General features: G+C 37.1%; 10 protein-coding genes and 1 tRNA gene. 10 read left to right on the top strand and 1 reads right to left on the bottom strand.

The genetic code is table 11. The features are described 5' to 3' along the window. Nucleotides 1-10: 10 nt before the first annotated feature. From DEU40_RS12695 to DEU40_RS12675, 5 genes are all read left to right on the top strand, one after another. A complete protein-coding gene (locus tag DEU40_RS12695; RefSeq protein WP_110010169.1) occupies nt 11-1594 on the top strand; it encodes a histidine kinase in 1584 nt (527 codons plus the stop codon). Between the two features lie 129 nt (nt 1595-1723). Further along, entirely contained in the window at nt 1724-4297 is a 2574-nt protein-coding gene (locus tag DEU40_RS12690) for a zinc-dependent metalloprotease (RefSeq protein WP_228406510.1), read from the top strand. A 6-nt stretch (nt 4298-4303) separates the two neighbouring features. Next, nucleotides 4304-7633, top strand: coding sequence for a SusC/RagA family TonB-linked outer membrane protein (locus DEU40_RS12685; protein ID WP_110010167.1), 3330 nt, complete (start codon nt 4304-4306; stop codon nt 7631-7633). Nucleotides 7634-7645: 12 nt separating this feature from the next. Next, nucleotides 7646-8965: a RagB/SusD family nutrient uptake outer membrane protein gene (locus tag DEU40_RS12680; protein ID WP_110010166.1), complete on the top strand. Its 1320-nt coding sequence runs from the start codon at nt 7646-7648 to the stop codon at nt 8963-8965. Between the two features lie 79 nt (nt 8966-9044). After that, nucleotides 9045-9806, top strand: a complete 762-nt coding sequence (locus tag DEU40_RS12675) for a LytR/AlgR family response regulator transcription factor (RefSeq protein ID WP_110010165.1) — start codon at nt 9045-9047, stop codon at nt 9804-9806. A gap of 152 nt (nt 9807-9958) precedes the next feature. On the opposite strand, the gene DEU40_RS12670 is transcribed toward DEU40_RS12675, so the two are convergent. After that, nucleotides 9959-10031 (bottom strand) — tRNA-Phe (locus DEU40_RS12670). Between the two features lie 482 nt (nt 10032-10513). Between DEU40_RS12670 and tssD the strand changes: the two genes are divergently transcribed. From tssD to DEU40_RS12645, 5 genes are all read left to right on the top strand, one after another. Next, complete coding sequence (gene tssD, locus DEU40_RS12665) at nt 10514-10918, top strand: type VI secretion system tube protein TssD (protein ID WP_047421063.1); 405 nt, start codon at nt 10514-10516, stop codon at nt 10916-10918. 124 nt (nt 10919-11042) lie between these two features. Beyond that, a complete protein-coding gene (locus tag DEU40_RS12660) occupies nt 11043-12923 on the top strand; it encodes a type VI secretion system Vgr family protein (RefSeq protein ID WP_110010164.1) in 1881 nt (626 codons plus the stop codon). Between the two features lie 70 nt (nt 12924-12993). Next, nucleotides 12994-14220, top strand: a complete 1227-nt coding sequence (locus DEU40_RS12655; RefSeq protein WP_146207851.1) for a hypothetical protein — start codon at nt 12994-12996, stop codon at nt 14218-14220. Continuing rightward, a complete protein-coding gene (locus tag DEU40_RS12650) occupies nt 14220-14615 on the top strand; it encodes a hypothetical protein (RefSeq protein WP_110010162.1) in 396 nt (131 codons plus the stop codon). Before DEU40_RS12655 ends, DEU40_RS12650 begins: the two co-directional genes overlap by 1 nt. A gap of 103 nt (nt 14616-14718) precedes the next feature. Then, the gene (locus DEU40_RS12645) at nt 14719-15513 is read left to right on the top strand and encodes a hypothetical protein (RefSeq protein ID WP_110010161.1); all 795 of its coding nucleotides are present in this window, start codon (nt 14719-14721) and stop codon (nt 15511-15513) included. Nucleotides 15514-15526 lie beyond the last annotated feature (13 nt).

Below are 15526 nucleotides of genomic sequence, written 5' to 3'. Positions count from 1 at the left end.
TTTAGAGAATTTGATTATTAATTTTAAGCACGCCTTATCCAAAAAATCCATTTACATCACCGCTTTATCTGCCTGCCTGATCGCAGTGGCAGCATTTGCTGTTTTGAGTCTTTTGATCACAGAAGACAGTCGTAAGAATACCGATGATTTTGCAAAGAAAACATTCTTCCGAAAGTATGAATCGATAGAACATGAATTCAGGAATATTGAGGATTATCAGTATCTGCTTCGCGCACTGATTCAAAAAGACGGACTGAAGAATTACAAGGATTATTCTTCGGTTTTAAATGATTTAAACAAAAAAAGAAATCTGCTCCCTTACAGCTGGTATTATTATGAAAACACCACTTCAGGAAAAACAGATAGTAATAATCCTTTATCCGGTATTTTCAGGAAGACAGATCGTAAAGAAAATTCTATTGTGATAAAGAATAACGGACCGGGACATTTTAAAGACCTTTTGCTTACCAAAAAGGACAGCATGTATTGGATTAGTTACGATTCTTTGATACTACCTGATAAAAACAAATTGTACTATGGCTCTACCGTAAGCCTGGATGATCTTCATCAATATTTTATCAACGTGGATAAAAGTTCCAATACGTACGCCTACGTTTTTACTAAAGAAGGAATTTGTATTACCCATCCGGAAAAAAAATATATCGGAAAGAATATTTTTGACTTTACAGATATTAAAGCTAATGATACACTGACCAGCAAAACTGAAGCAGGATATACTAAAGGAACAGCCGTTTCAGAATATCTGGGAGTGGAGGTAACACGCTTTATAAAACCATTGAAGACTGATAATTTTGATGGATACACGGTAGTGAATCATGTAAATTTTATTATTGACGAAAATATCAGCAAGATAAAAACCTATACTGTTTACATTTTTCTGGCAGCGTTGTTTCTCATTGTAACGGTATTTATATTGTTTCAGAGAGCAACCAGCCTGGCTTATCAGGAAAAAGAAAAAATACAGTCTGAAAAGAATTTATTGTTGGTAGAAAACGAAAAGATGCATAAAGCAGAAGTGATCAATCAGCTTCAGCAGCTTAAAAATAATATCAATCCCCATTTTCTTTTCAATTCATTGAATTCCCTTTATATGCTGATCGGGATTAATAAAGAAAATGCACAGAAGTTTACCATGAATCTTTCCAGGATTTACAGGTATCTTATAGTGCCTCCAAAAGATAATATTGTTCCTGTTTCACAAGAAATTAAATTTATACAGCAGTATATGGAACTTCTGAAAAGCAGGTTTGATGAAGAACTGAAGTTTGAATTGATTATTAATGCTCCTGAAAGTCTTGAAAAAAGAATTCCCTATTTATCCCTTCAGATAGTCACGGAAAACGCGACCAAACATAATATTGCAACGATGGATCAACCTCTGGAAATTATCATTATCGTTGATGAGGACGGGATCACGGTAAAGAATACCTTGCAGCCTAAGACGGAAACGGTACAGGGGGAGAAATTCGGAATTGAATATTTGAATCAGGTTTATGGATATTTTAAGAATAATCTTCTTCATATTTCTGTAGATAGTGAATATTTCGTATGTTTTTTGCCTTTAATGAAGTAAAATAAAAATCCATTCACTCCCGAATTAGCACCATTCACTCCCTAATATTATATATATGATTCATGATATCTATAGCTTTGCTGGCTGAAACTAAGATATTTACTATTTGGAATGAATCGGACTATTTTAATGAAGAATTACAGACTTGCACTGTATCTCGGTCTTGCTATGGCCTCACCAATGGCAATAGCACAGAAAAAAGATAAAGATACGGTAAAGGTCAACAAAGAAAAAACAGATAAGACAGAGGCCTCTTCCTCAAAGAAAACAAAAAAAATTGAAGACCTGATCAAAAAGGGAACCTATAAAAAAGGACTTTTTAATACCATTCAGGTAAAAACGGATATTTATTTTGAAATTCCTGACAGTTTGATGGGACGTCAGTTTTTGGTGGTCAACAAGCTTTCTCAGGTACCCATGCAGGTCAATGAGGCAGGTTTAAACAAAGGAATGAACTATGAGAATAAGGTCATCTCTTTTTACCGTGATCCTGTAGCTAAAAAGGTATGGGTAAAAACGGTGGTTCCTAAAGTGTCATCCCCTAAAAATGACGCCATTACAAAATCTGTGAAAGATAACTTTTCAGAATCTGTGATTGAAGTCTTTGATATTGAAGCACAAAACAACGACTCTACGGCTGTAGCCATTAAAGTGAACAAAGTTTTTGACGGAAATCAGAAAAGTTTTAATGATGTTTTGGCTAATGTAGGATTGGGAGGATCTGTGAAGTCAAGTCTTTCTTATATAGAAGGTGTGAAGACATTTCCCAAGAACCTTGTGGTGAAGTCCCAATTGTCTACTTCTGTCAATGAAGGCGGGGTAGATCTTCCGGTAACTTTAGGCGTTACAACCAATCTGGTTCTGCTTTCTAAAATACCGATGAAACCAAGAGTAGCTGATTCAAGAGTAGGATTTTTCTCCGAAAAACACTGGTCGTTCAATGACAATCAGCAAAAAATGGATGAGAAATTCTTTATTACCAAATGGAATCTTGAACCCAAAGATGAAGACAAAGAAAAATATTTAAAAGGTGAGCTGGTAGAGCCTAAGAAACCGATTGTTTATTATATCGACCCGGCAACACCGAAACAATGGCGTGAAAAGATTATCGCCGGAGTACATGACTGGCAGGCGGCGTTTGAGCAGGCAGGATTCAAAAATGCAGTGATTGCGAAAATGCCGGATGAGAAAGATGAAGATTTTGATATTGATGATGTAAGATATTCTGTAATTACTTACGCCGCGTCGCCAAAGTCAAATGCAATGGGGCCATCAGTAGTAGACCCGAGAAGTGGGGAAATTATCGAAGCAGATATCATCTGGTGGCATAATGTAATGACTTCTCTTCATGACTGGATGAGAATTCAAACCGGACCTATTGATCCTAAAGCAAGAGGAAATAAATTCAGTGATGAACATATGGGAGAAGCGATCCGTTTTGTTTCATCTCATGAAGTAGGACATACTTTCGGACTGAAGCATAATATGGGAGCATCTTTTGCATTCCCGGTAGAGTCGCTTCGTTCCAAAGAATTTACAGACAAAATGGGCGGTACGGCACCTTCCATCATGGATTATGCCCGTTACAATTATGTAGCTCAGCCGGAAGATGGCGTTACAGCAATCACTCCGAAAATTGGTCTTTACGATAAATATGCCATCGAGTGGGGGTACCGTTGGTATCCTGATGAATTCGTAGAGAAAAAAGCGCTGAAAAACTTAATTGAAAAACACGAGGATGACCCGATGTACTTCTATGGAGAGCAGCAGAGCTACCTGGAAACCATTGATCCACGTTCGCAGTCTGAAGATTTAGGTGATGATGCGATGAAAGCCAGCGAGTACGGAATCAAAAACCTGAAAGTGGTAATTAACAACCTCCTGAAATGGACGTATGAAGATGGTAAAGAATACACAGATGCCGGAAAACTGTATCTGGGCGTGATCGGGCAGTGGGATTTGTATACAGGTCATGTGATGGCGAATGTAGGAGGAATTTACCTGAACAATACTGTTTTTGGTAACAAAAAGAAAGCTTACGAAGCTGTACCTGCAGAAATTCAGAGAAGAGCAGTTGATTATCTTGTTAAAAATGCCATCAACCTTCCGGAATGGTTATTCTTTAATCCGATTACAGAAAAAACGTATCCGGTTAAGGATTCACCAATGGGACCATTCGAGCAGACACCATATACCATGGCAAGAGGAATGCAGTATGCAAATATCTATTCTTTGTTTATGGATGACAGATTGTTGAGGTTACTTGAAAATGAGCTGAAACATCAGATGTCTGGCTCTAAAGAAGAAATCTATACGGTTGAGAATTTATTTGATCAGGTAAGAACTGCCATTTTCAGTAAAAAAGGAAGCCTTACGATGCTTGAGAAAATGACTCAGAAAAATTATGTGGATGCTTTGATTGTCTCTGTGAACAAATTATTTGAAAAAACAGCAGTGAAAGGATTGAAAGTAGATGATACTTTGAATATGCCTACCATCTGTAATTTTCATGAAGATGATCATGGTTTGAGGAATATCAATTATTCATCCATGAAAAGAGTATCTGAAGTGACAACTTACAAGAGAGCAGAACTTCAGAAAGTTCTGGATTTACTGAACAGAACAAGGTACAGAGGTGATGATGCTTCCAGAGCACATTACACAGATTTAATAATTCGTATACAAGAGGCTTTAAACAAATAAACGGCAATGAAAAAAACTCTAATACTTTTACCTCTTTTGGCTGCTAATATAGCAATGGCCCAGCAAAAGAAAACCATCACCGGGAAAATAGAAGACGGAAATACTTCTCAGACTATCAGCGGTGCATCTATAAAAATCGAGACCCAATCGGTGTCTACAAAAACGGAGTTGGAAGGAATTATCGAAAGTGTATCAGTAGGTACAGTAACCGATAAGGACGGAAAATTTACATTGGAAATCCCTGCTGATACAAAAACGGTATTGGTAAGTTATCCTGGGTATGAATCCAGAGTCATTCAGCTGAATGAAGGGCAGACCAACTATACCATCAGACTGACTTCTGAGATTTCGGATAAAAATAAAATCCAGGAAGTTATTATCACAGGGTATCAGAAAATTGAAAAGCGTAAGCAGACTTCAGCGGTTTCTACCGTGAAAATGGACAACATCAGCCAGGCTGGTGTTGCCAGTGTAGATCAGATGCTGGCAGGGCAGATTGCCGGTGTGGCAGTAACTCCTGAAACGGGAGCTCCGGGAAGTCCGGCGAAGATCAGAATCAGAGGGACAGCTTCCCTTTCCGGTCCCCAGGATCCGCTATGGGTCATTGACGGTCTTCCGTTAGAAGGAAATGATGTTCCGAATTTTACGGATAAAGACAATATTGATCAGCTCCAGAACTTCTCTATCGCAGGCTTAAACCCTAATGATATTGAAGATATTACCATCCTTAAAGATGCCGCAGCAACAGCTATTTATGGAGCAAGAGCTGCAAATGGGGTAATCTCTATTACCACCAAAAAAGGAAAGAAAGGAAGTCTGAAACTGAACTTCTCAGCAGACACTTTCGTTACCTCTCGTCCTGATTTTGATAAATTAAATCTTTTAAATGCTTCTGAAAAAGTAGACCTGGAACTGATGCTTGCCAAGCGCGCAGATCTTACGTACCGTGCCGATAAAGGAGAAGTAATGAGAATTCTGACTCAGAATAACCAGCTTGATGCTTTCAGAAACGGAGGTTTTGATGCATTGAACTCATTCACACGCCAACAAATTAACGGTTTAAGAAATAACAATACAGACTGGGGCAAACTGTTGTATAGAAATGCCATCAACAAACAATACGGATTAAGTGTTTCAGGAGGAAGTGACCGCGCAGATTACTATTTCTCCCTGGGATATTATGATGAAGAAGGAACAACTATCGGTACAGGTTTTAAGCGTTATAACCTTACTTTAAAAAACAATTACAAATTAAGCGATAAGTTAAATGCAGGAATCTCTATTTTCGGAACACAAAGTGAACGTACATCTTTTGTAACGGACGCTGATGCTTCAATAAACCCTGTTAACTATTCAAGAAATGCCAATCCATATCTGAAGCCTTTCAATGCAGACGGAAGTTACAACTATGATAGAGATATGGATGGTTTTGAAGACCGTTATATTCCTTTCAACTTCCTCGAAGAAAGAGAAAATACCAACTATTCACTGAAAAATAACTCTTTGAAAGCAATTTTAGATTTAGAATACAAAGCTTCAAAAAGTTTAAGATTTACTTCTCAGTTGGGACTTCAGTATGATGCTAATAAAACAGAGAAATTTGCAGCAGAGAATACTTACTTCACCAGAAAAATGAGAGAAAATACCCGTTATTACAAAGACGGTAAATACAATTACTTTCTGCCGGCTGGTGCGGTAAAACAAAATTGGGATAATGATTTCTTCCAGTACAACTGGAAATTACAGGCGGCGTACAGCACAAAGATCAATAAGCATGAGATTGATCTGATGGCAGGAACAGAAATCCGTAAAACAGAAGATAATACAACCATCACGAGAGCTTTCGGGTACGATCCTGCAACAAGAAGAGCCACAGCAATTGTTTTCCCGAATTCAAGTTTTGCAGCTGATAAAAGATATGAAACCTACCGTGAAGCAGCTCCTATCGAGAATGCCTATGCATCTATGTTTGCTACAGCTTCTTATACGTATGATCAGAAATATACATTCTTTGGAAGTGTGAGATATGATGGTACTAACCTCTTTGGAGTTAACAAAAAGTATAAATACCTTCCGATATGGGCCGTTTCAGGATCATGGCTGGTAACGAAGGAAGACTTTATGAAAAATATTTCTGCTGTATCCAACCTTAGATTGAGAGCATCTTACGGTCTTCAGGGAAATATCGACAGAAACACCTCACCATTCTTTATCGGTGAATATAATGATGCCACCATTCTTCCGGGAGGAAAAGAATCCATTATCAATGTTCTCAGCCCTCCTAACGATAAACTGAGATGGGAAAAAACAACCAATACCAACTTAGGTCTTGATTTGGGATTGTTCAATAATCGTGTAAGCCTTACCGCTGATGTCTACAGCAGAAAAGGTACGGATATGATCAGTATGAAAGAAACTCCTTTGGAAACAGGATTCGAATATACGATGATGAACTGGGGAAGCCTTACCAACAAAGGTTTTGAACTGGCGATATCTACCAGAAACATCAATCATGATAATTTCAAATGGACGACTACCATTAACTTTGCACATAACAAGAGCAGAGTATTGAGTGAGCAGCCGCGTGATAATGCATTGCTTCCATCAAGAGAAGGACTTCCGGTAAATGCTGTTTTTGCTTTGAAAACAGCAGGAATGGATGAACAGGGAAACCCATTATTCTGGAAAGGAGATCAGAAGGTTTCAGCAGCAGAATTCTTTAAGTTATATGATGTGTATGCAGATTTCCTGCCAGGGCAGCTTGTTGATACCAAACTTTCAAATGCTGAGCTGAGAAGCCTGTTTACTTATGTAGGAGACAGAGATCCGAAATTTACCGGAGGGATTATCAACACCTTTAAAGTAAGTAATTTTGACCTTACCATCTCTGCAACATTCAACCTGAAGCAGACAGTAATGAGAACTCCTTCTTACCGAGGTATGGAGTTAGACAGAGGAAGAAACTACACCAGAGATATTTATGAAGCTGGAAGTTCGCTTCCGGGAATTACAAGTCCTGATATGGAAGCTAACCCGGACGGATGGATGGCCAATAAATGGTTTACAGGAAACCGTTCCAATGCCTACAGCTTACTGGATGTATGGGCAAAAGAAATCAGCTATATCAGAATCAGCAGCATCCGTTTAGGGTACACACTTCCTAAAGAATTTACAAATCCTATGGGGATTTCGAGCCTGAGACTGAGCGTTGAAGGACGTAACCTGTTTGTATTCAGCAACGGATACAAAGGATATTTCGATCCGGAAACGTATGGTAATATTTATGCACAGCCTATCACCAAGTCGGTGACCGTAGGATTTAATGTTTCTTTTTAAAACTTGAGAAAAATGAGAAAAATTACAGCAATCATAGCTTTTGCAGCAATCAGCTTTATCAATATCGGATGCGACAGGTTTTTAGATATTCAGCCGGAAGGAAAAGTGATTCCTACGACTACTGAAGACTATAGAAAAGTCCTTACATCTGCGTATTCAAAATATCCTGTTCACAAATCACTGGTAGCCCTTCGTACCGATGAGGTGAATATCGATGATAATTCAACAGATTTTATTTCCTATCGTGAAATTGCGATGTGGAAAGACGCTAATAATGATCAGGCATCTACGGAATTTCCATGGGTAAGCTTTTATTCCGTGAACTTTTATCTGAATCAGATTATCAATGAAGGAAGCAAAACCATGCAGGATTCTCCTGAAAAGAATCAGATTTTAGCAGAGGCGTATGCTCTTCGTGCTTACCTGTATTTTGATATGGTGAATTTATATGGTAAACCGTACAATAGCGCTACAGCTTCTACTGACAGAGGAGTCCCGATCAGTCTTGAAATCGATCTTGAACAGGTATTGAAGCCATCATCAGTACAGGAGGTGTACAATCAGGTTCATGCAGATCTTAAAAAAGCTGAGGATTTGATGGTTGAGCAGAAGCAGCCGCTGGGAGTTAATTACAGGTTCTCAAAAACAGCATTGCTGGCTTTTGAAGCAAGAGCAGCGCTATATGAAGGAGACTGGAACAAGGCTTTAAACTATGCAGATCAGGTATTGGCAGTAAAAGGAGATCTGAGCAATTTAAATACGCTAAACACACCACCTAACCATTATGCTTCCCCGGAGTCAATCATGGCTTTGGATAATACATGGGATAATTCAATCAAAAATTTATCTTTTGCATCTCCGGAACTGATTTCTTCATACAATTCTACGGCAGATAAAAGGTTTGGCATGTATTTTGAAAAAAATGGTAGTAAGTATAAAGTCACTAAAGGAGGAAGTTTAGAATTCAAAGTGTCTTTCAGAACAGCGGAGCAGTACTTTATCAAGTCTGAAGCATTATTAAAGCTGAATAAACTGGCTGAAGCTAAAGAAACATTACTGAAAGTATTAAAAAACAGATATACGCCGGAAGGATATACTTCAGTACAAAATGCAGTAAACACAATGGATTCTGCTGCGTTTATGACATTTATTCTGGATGAGAGATTCAGAGAATTTGCTTTGGAAGGACAAAGATGGTTCGACTTAAGAAGAGCAAATCAGAAAAAGATAAGCCACACCATTAGTGGCAACGAGTATATTCTTCAGCAGAATGATCCGCGATATACCATTGAATATCCAATGAGTGCGAAGAAGAATAACCCTAATTTATAGAACTTCATATCAAATTCAATACAGAGGAAACCGCTTGAACTTAATTGTTTCAGCGGTTTTTTTGTACTTTTGCATCGTTATGAAAATTGCCATTATAGAAGATGAACTGCTGGCTGTGAATTATCTGAAAAATCTTTTGGATACACAGAGCATAGTCCCTGTTACAGAGACTGTTATTCTTCGTTCCAAAAAACAGGCAATCGATTTCTTTGAAAAAGATTCGGCAGATCTTATTTTTATGGATATTCATCTTGGGGATGGAATGAGTCTGGAAATTTTCGAACAGATAGAGCTTTTTACCCCTATTATTTTCATTACTGCATTTGATGAATATGCCATGAGGGTTTTCAGACATTTTACCATTGATTATCTTCTGAAGCCTTTTGAAGAAGAGGATCTGCATAAAGCTTTGCAAAAGTTTATCTCCATAAGAAATAATTTTGATCCTGAACCGGTTCTTAAATCTATTTCATCACTGCGGCAGGCAGGCGATGAGGTGATGAAACGTTTCATGGTAAGAGAAGGAAATAAACTCAAATCAATAGACGAGCATAACACTGCCTACTTTTTTGCCTCCGGAAAGTACCTTTTCCTGACTACTAAAGACCATCAGACCTATATTTATGATGATACCATTAAAGATATTATTCAGAAGCTGAACCCTGAAATTTTCTTTAAGATCAACAGGAAATTTATCATTAATAAAGACGCGGTTTCCGAAATTATCAAGCATTCCAGCCAGAAAGTAGAGCTTAGACTTTCACCGGAACCGGAAGTGAATGCTGAAGTTTTTATCAGTAAATTGCAGATTACTGAATGCTTGAACTGGCTGCATAGTTGATTTACTTATTTACTACATCATCGTACTTCTAGTCGTGCTAAGAAGGTTTAAGATTATGATCAGGCTTAAAAAAATCATTGAAATTGATCCCACATTGGTTTAGGAAAATAAGGTAACAAAAAAACCTCTAAAATAAATTAGAGGTCTTAAAGTGGTTTCTCCAGGAATCGAACCAGGGACACATGGATTTTCAATCCATTGCTCTACCAACTGAGCTAAGAAACCATTATGTTTTCGTTTATTACTTCGTTGTTTTAAAGTGTTGCAAAAGTATAACATTTTATAATACCACGCAAGTATTTTGTTTTATTTTTTCAAATAAATATCCTGCTAAAGCTGGTTTCAGTATTCAATGTACTGTTCATCAGTATTTTGGTACTTTAATTTTTTCTGTTTTTTTTTAACGTTATTTTCAAAGCGTTTTATTAAAAGATTTTTTGCCCTGGTATTTAAGATTTTTCTTACAGTTGCTTTTGGAATATAGTTTTGTTTCTTTAAACAGTCAATACAATCATCCGATTTTCAGTGATAAAAAGCAGCAAACACCTGATTTATAAGAGATAATTTACCTAACGGGTGTTAGTCGTATTATTACTACACTTTTCGAAATTTAATAATAAATGTAATTTGCTTTTTGTAAATACATCTATATTTGGTGATATAGAAAGCAAACAATCACAATATATTAACCATTAAAATTTACAATCATGGCAGAAAGAAATTCAAGAGGAATTTTAAAATTCAACAACGGTGAAGGGCAAAAACTGTTAAAGCTTAACTACAGTGTATCAAGATCTACGGACGTTTCAGGGCGTGTGGCATCAGATCCTTCCAATGCTCTTATCAAAATCACAGTAGAAGCTACTGAAAAATCAGACATCCTGGAAAGTTTACTGAACGGAAAATATAAGCCTACAGTAGGAGAGATCACTTTCAACAAATCTCACGAAGAAGGAACATTAACAACATTGAAGTGGAATAACGGTTATGTAATCCAGCATGAAGTAGATTTCGATGCTGTGGATGACAACAGTATGTATATCAGTTTTGTGGTAAGTGCAGAACAGATCGATCTGGGGAATTCATCATACTTCGGAGCATGGCCTTCTTAAGCAAATTCAGAATTTAAATATCAGGCAGAATAGTACACCCGTTTCAAGGGCTGCTGTTCTGCCTTTTTTAACCTTATAGAACGACTGTTTATTCCAAATAAAGTTCTGAAAAAACCTAATCACTATGAATAAAAATATCTCGAATTCAGATAAGATTTCTGAGAATCATATTCCCGGAATCAACCGTGTGGTGAAACTGGATATTGTGATTGAAGGCAAAATTATCAAACACTTCAAACATTTCCGTCTGCAGCAAAGTGCCAGAAGACACCACAATTTTGAGCTGATCTTAGCTCATGATTCTCTCGGGGAAGCTCAAAACCATACGCTGGAACAGGCACGCCAGTTTTTGGGAAAAAGAATCACCATTGTTTTCAAATACAAAGATTACGAAAGTGAAAGCCCGGAAAGAACTTTTGTAGGAGTTATCACCAAAGCTGCATTCAGCCAGGAAAAAATGAGCCTTGGAAATATTGTGCTGAGAGGCCAGAGTCCTACCATATTGATGGATGCAGCTCCCCATACTCAAAGTTTTGGAGGTGATCAGGCTGTGAATACAGGAATTATTGCCAACAAAATACTTAAAGAAGCCCTGGGATCAGAGAAATTTGATTTCAGAGTAGATACACAGAATAAAAGCTATATCAATTATAGCTCACAATATAACGAAACCCATTATAACTATCTTGTAAGAACAGCCGAAGCCTACGGAGAGCAGTTCTACTACGATGGCGAGGTGCTTCATTTCGGAAAACTTCCCCCTTCAGAAAAACCGATCCGGCTTGTATACGGAAGCAACGCAACAGATGTGCAGGTAGAACTCAATGCGGTGCACACCAATCCTGAGTTTTTCGGCTATAACAGCAGCAGCCATACCAAAATGGAAGGCTCTGAAAATAATATCAGACATTTGGGTGAAATACCCTCCAAAGCATATGAACTGAACAATAATATCTTTAAAACCCGTTCACTTTCTCCGGCTCCCATTAATGCCAATATGTTTGTGGATGTAAGTGATTCTCAGAAAAGTGCTGCAGGCAGTGCTGCTGTAGAAGTATTTACGGTTTCAGGAAATACAACTGTTCCGTTTTTATATCCGGGATGCCTTGCAGATATGGAAATGCGGAAACCGGATACCAGCCAGACTTCCTATTTTACAAAACTTACAATTACCGAAGTTTCACACGAAGTCAATGCCAGAGGATATTATACAGGAAGTTTTGAAGCTATTGCTGAAGGCACTGGCTTTATGCCGAAACCGGATTTTAAACAGCCTAAAGCCGAGCCGCAGGTGGCTACCGTTATTTCCAATACAGATCCGCTTAATCAGGGAAGAATACAGGTGAGATTCGACTGGCAGCAACATCCTGATACCACTCATTTTATCAGAATGATGAGCCCCGATGCAGGAGGAACAGATATGGTCACTCAAAACAGAGGTTTTGTTGCTGTGCCGGAAGTAGGAGATCAGGTAATGGTAGGTTTTGAATACCATCATCCCGATTTTCCGTTTGCGATGGGAGGAATGTTCCACGGACAGGTTGCATTGGGAGGAAGCATTAATAACCATCTTAAATCTATTCAGACAAGAAGTGGAAATAAAGTGATTTTTAACGATCAGGAAGGAAGCATCTTCATTGAAGATCCAAGTGGTAATACTTATCTCATGGATGGAAAAGGAAATATTGTGGTGAATGCTCCAAAAAATATCACCTTCACAGCCGGGGAAAATGTGCAGATCAATGCAGGTAAAAATATCATTGCTTCTGCTCAGAGGAATGTCAATATTATGGCTGGGGAAGATATTACAGAAACAGCCAATGACGACTACAACCTGACAGCAAGTAATATCATTGAAACAGCAGAAGCAGGCAGAAAATCTACAGCGAAAAATATTACAGAAAATATGGAATCCGGCTCTTACATCAGTACAAAAGATGCCATTAATGTAGAGAGTGCCAGGGAAGTGCTTATCAATAGCGGTAAACAGGTAAAAATGCAGTAATATGGCAGGCGAAGGCGGAAATATTATAAGAAATGTCTTTGGGAAATCCTATAAGGAAGCAGAACATATCATGAAAGATGCTTCCAAGGGAACTCTGGATTTTAAATCTCCTCAGGAGAACACCTTTTATGGGAAAAAAGGTGGGAAAAAATTTGATGAATACCAGGGGAAAGGCGAAACTCAGTCATTACTTGTGAAGGCAGTGAAATGTTATGAAGATATAGAATGTACAAAAGAAGTTAAGATTATAAAAAAGGGAGTTAAGTATTATTTTAAAGCAACACAGTATAGCAGAACTCCTTCGAAATCAGAATTAAAAGCTCTTAAGTGGGCGATACAGTATGATGATACCCCTTTAGCAAATGCTTCTCAGGTAACAGGTGAAGAGAAGATATCTTATATTGTTCCTAAGGATCGGAAAATATCTAAATTAAGAGTGTATGCATTTTTTAAATTTCCTGAGCAAAACGTAAGAGCAGAAGTTTCATTTAAAGTTCTGGAGCCAATCATTATTTATATTTGTGGATACTGGAATAAAAAAATGCCATATGCAGGCAGTGAATGGGGAGAACAATATTGGGGTATTGGGCTTAAAAGCAGTGCTAAGAAGTATTTTAAATCCACAAAAGAATATTTCATAAATGGTGCCGGTACAAAGTTTTCATCAGGAGGAGATAGATATAAACAAGGTAAAGAGTTTGCAGAAGCCAGACTTAAAAATCAGGCATCAAAATTTTATCAGGAAATATTTAAGGAAGAGCGTCGCATAATGGTGGTTTCCCATAGTATGGGAGGAGCTTTCGCAGAAGGAGTTTTAAGCGTGTTAAAAAATCAAAAACTCAATATTGAAAAAGTTGTTCATTTATCTCCGGCAGACACATCAGGTTTTGGTGTTACATTTCCACAAATAACTTACCAGATAGATATTGATTGGGATCCTGTGCTTATGTATAAAAATGCAAATGATTCCTCTATAATAAGAGGTGTGAAATTCAGCGGTATATCAAAGAATCCGAAAGGGGATAAATTCGGACATATGTATACAAAAGATGAAGCTTTTGTGTGGGGATGGTTTGAAGATCTTGAGCTTATAGAGTTCCAATTTGTAAATCAGGAAAATAAAACCTACTCAACACCTGGTAGCGGAATGGGATATGGAGGAACGTCTACAACTGTATTACAAAAGAATTTTAATGCTTTAAAAGTAAAAAGTCCAACGCCTTTTTCAAGAGTATATAAAAATTCTAAATTTTACTTTTATGATGAAAAAACAAAAAAATATTATACAGAAAATTAATGAAGAAATATTTAATAATAGGAATTATTGCAATACTGTGTCTTATCATTTATAGATATGGTTTTCTCATTGTATTTTGGCTTACAACACCTAAGGAAGGCACTTTAAGTTCATCTGAAAAAATGCTTTTAGAAAAAATAAAAACAGAAAATCATGCAAAAGAGGTATTAAGAGAACCTAAATATAATGTTGATCAACCTAAGGATACAACAGTTTATAAAATCATTGTCAATAAAATACCCTGTACATCTGATACATTAATGTTAAAAAATAATGCTTCTTCAATAAAAAAGAGGTTGGATGACATTAGTTTACATCAGAATTATTATAAATATCAGATATTTTATGAATGTACTGATGGTAAAGAATATGTTTACTCTTTTATGAGAAAGTAACAGGTTGAGTGGTTAAATAATATCCGAACAAATGTGGCTAAAATAAAATTATTAACCTGTAAGCATAAATAGCGCAGTGTATTTTTCTAAATAATAATCCCATATGGTAGAAACAAGAGTAAAACCTTTTCAGAAATATACTTCAGAAACCCACCAATATCAGGTGGAAAATGCTCTTGAGATACAGTTTGGAGAAGCAAAAGGATTCTATTCATCTTTTAAAATTACCCTTCAGGAAAAGGTAAATGAGGACCATACAAAAAACTGGGAGATAGAGAAAATGGAAGATTCTCCTTTCCCATCAGAAAATAAATTTATGGAAATCCTACATGTGCTGGAGCAGAGTTCCTATCCTGTGGAAATAAAAGTGGATGAAAAAGGTAGTTTTCTTGGCGCTGCAGATCATCAGAAAAATATTGAAGACTGGAAATTCAAAACAGCCGGACTTCAGGAAAAATACCAGAATGCAGATGTTTTCAGAAACCAATATCTGACCGCGTTTGAAGATGAAGCCGTCTTTTATAAAAATAAACTGAAAGAACCCTTTTGGAACCTCCTTTTATTTGCTCCTTATTATGTAGACAATGGAGGAAAAAATGAAGAATCCATTGTTTGGAATATCAAAGGGATCGGGGATGTAGAATGTACCGGAATTATTATTGCCGAACAGAGAGAATATGGATTTGAAGCCTTTTTTACCTCTGAAATCAAAGTTCCGGTTCATATAAAAGAAGAATTGGACAAAAAATACCTGTATCAGACGGGATCGTATCAGGTAAAATTAAATATACAAATGGAATATAATTCCCGAAAAAAACAGTATTCCAAAAAGAGCGCTGACTTTATATTGTCAGATGGAGAAAAAACAGTATACCGGGAAACGATCACAATGACTTAATCTTTATGAACAA

This window comes from Chryseobacterium sp. AG844 (assembly GCF_003182335.1).
Taxonomy (GTDB): domain Bacteria; phylum Bacteroidota; class Bacteroidia; order Flavobacteriales; family Weeksellaceae; genus Chryseobacterium; species Chryseobacterium cupriresistens.
This window is presented reverse-complemented; position numbering and strand designations above follow the sequence as displayed.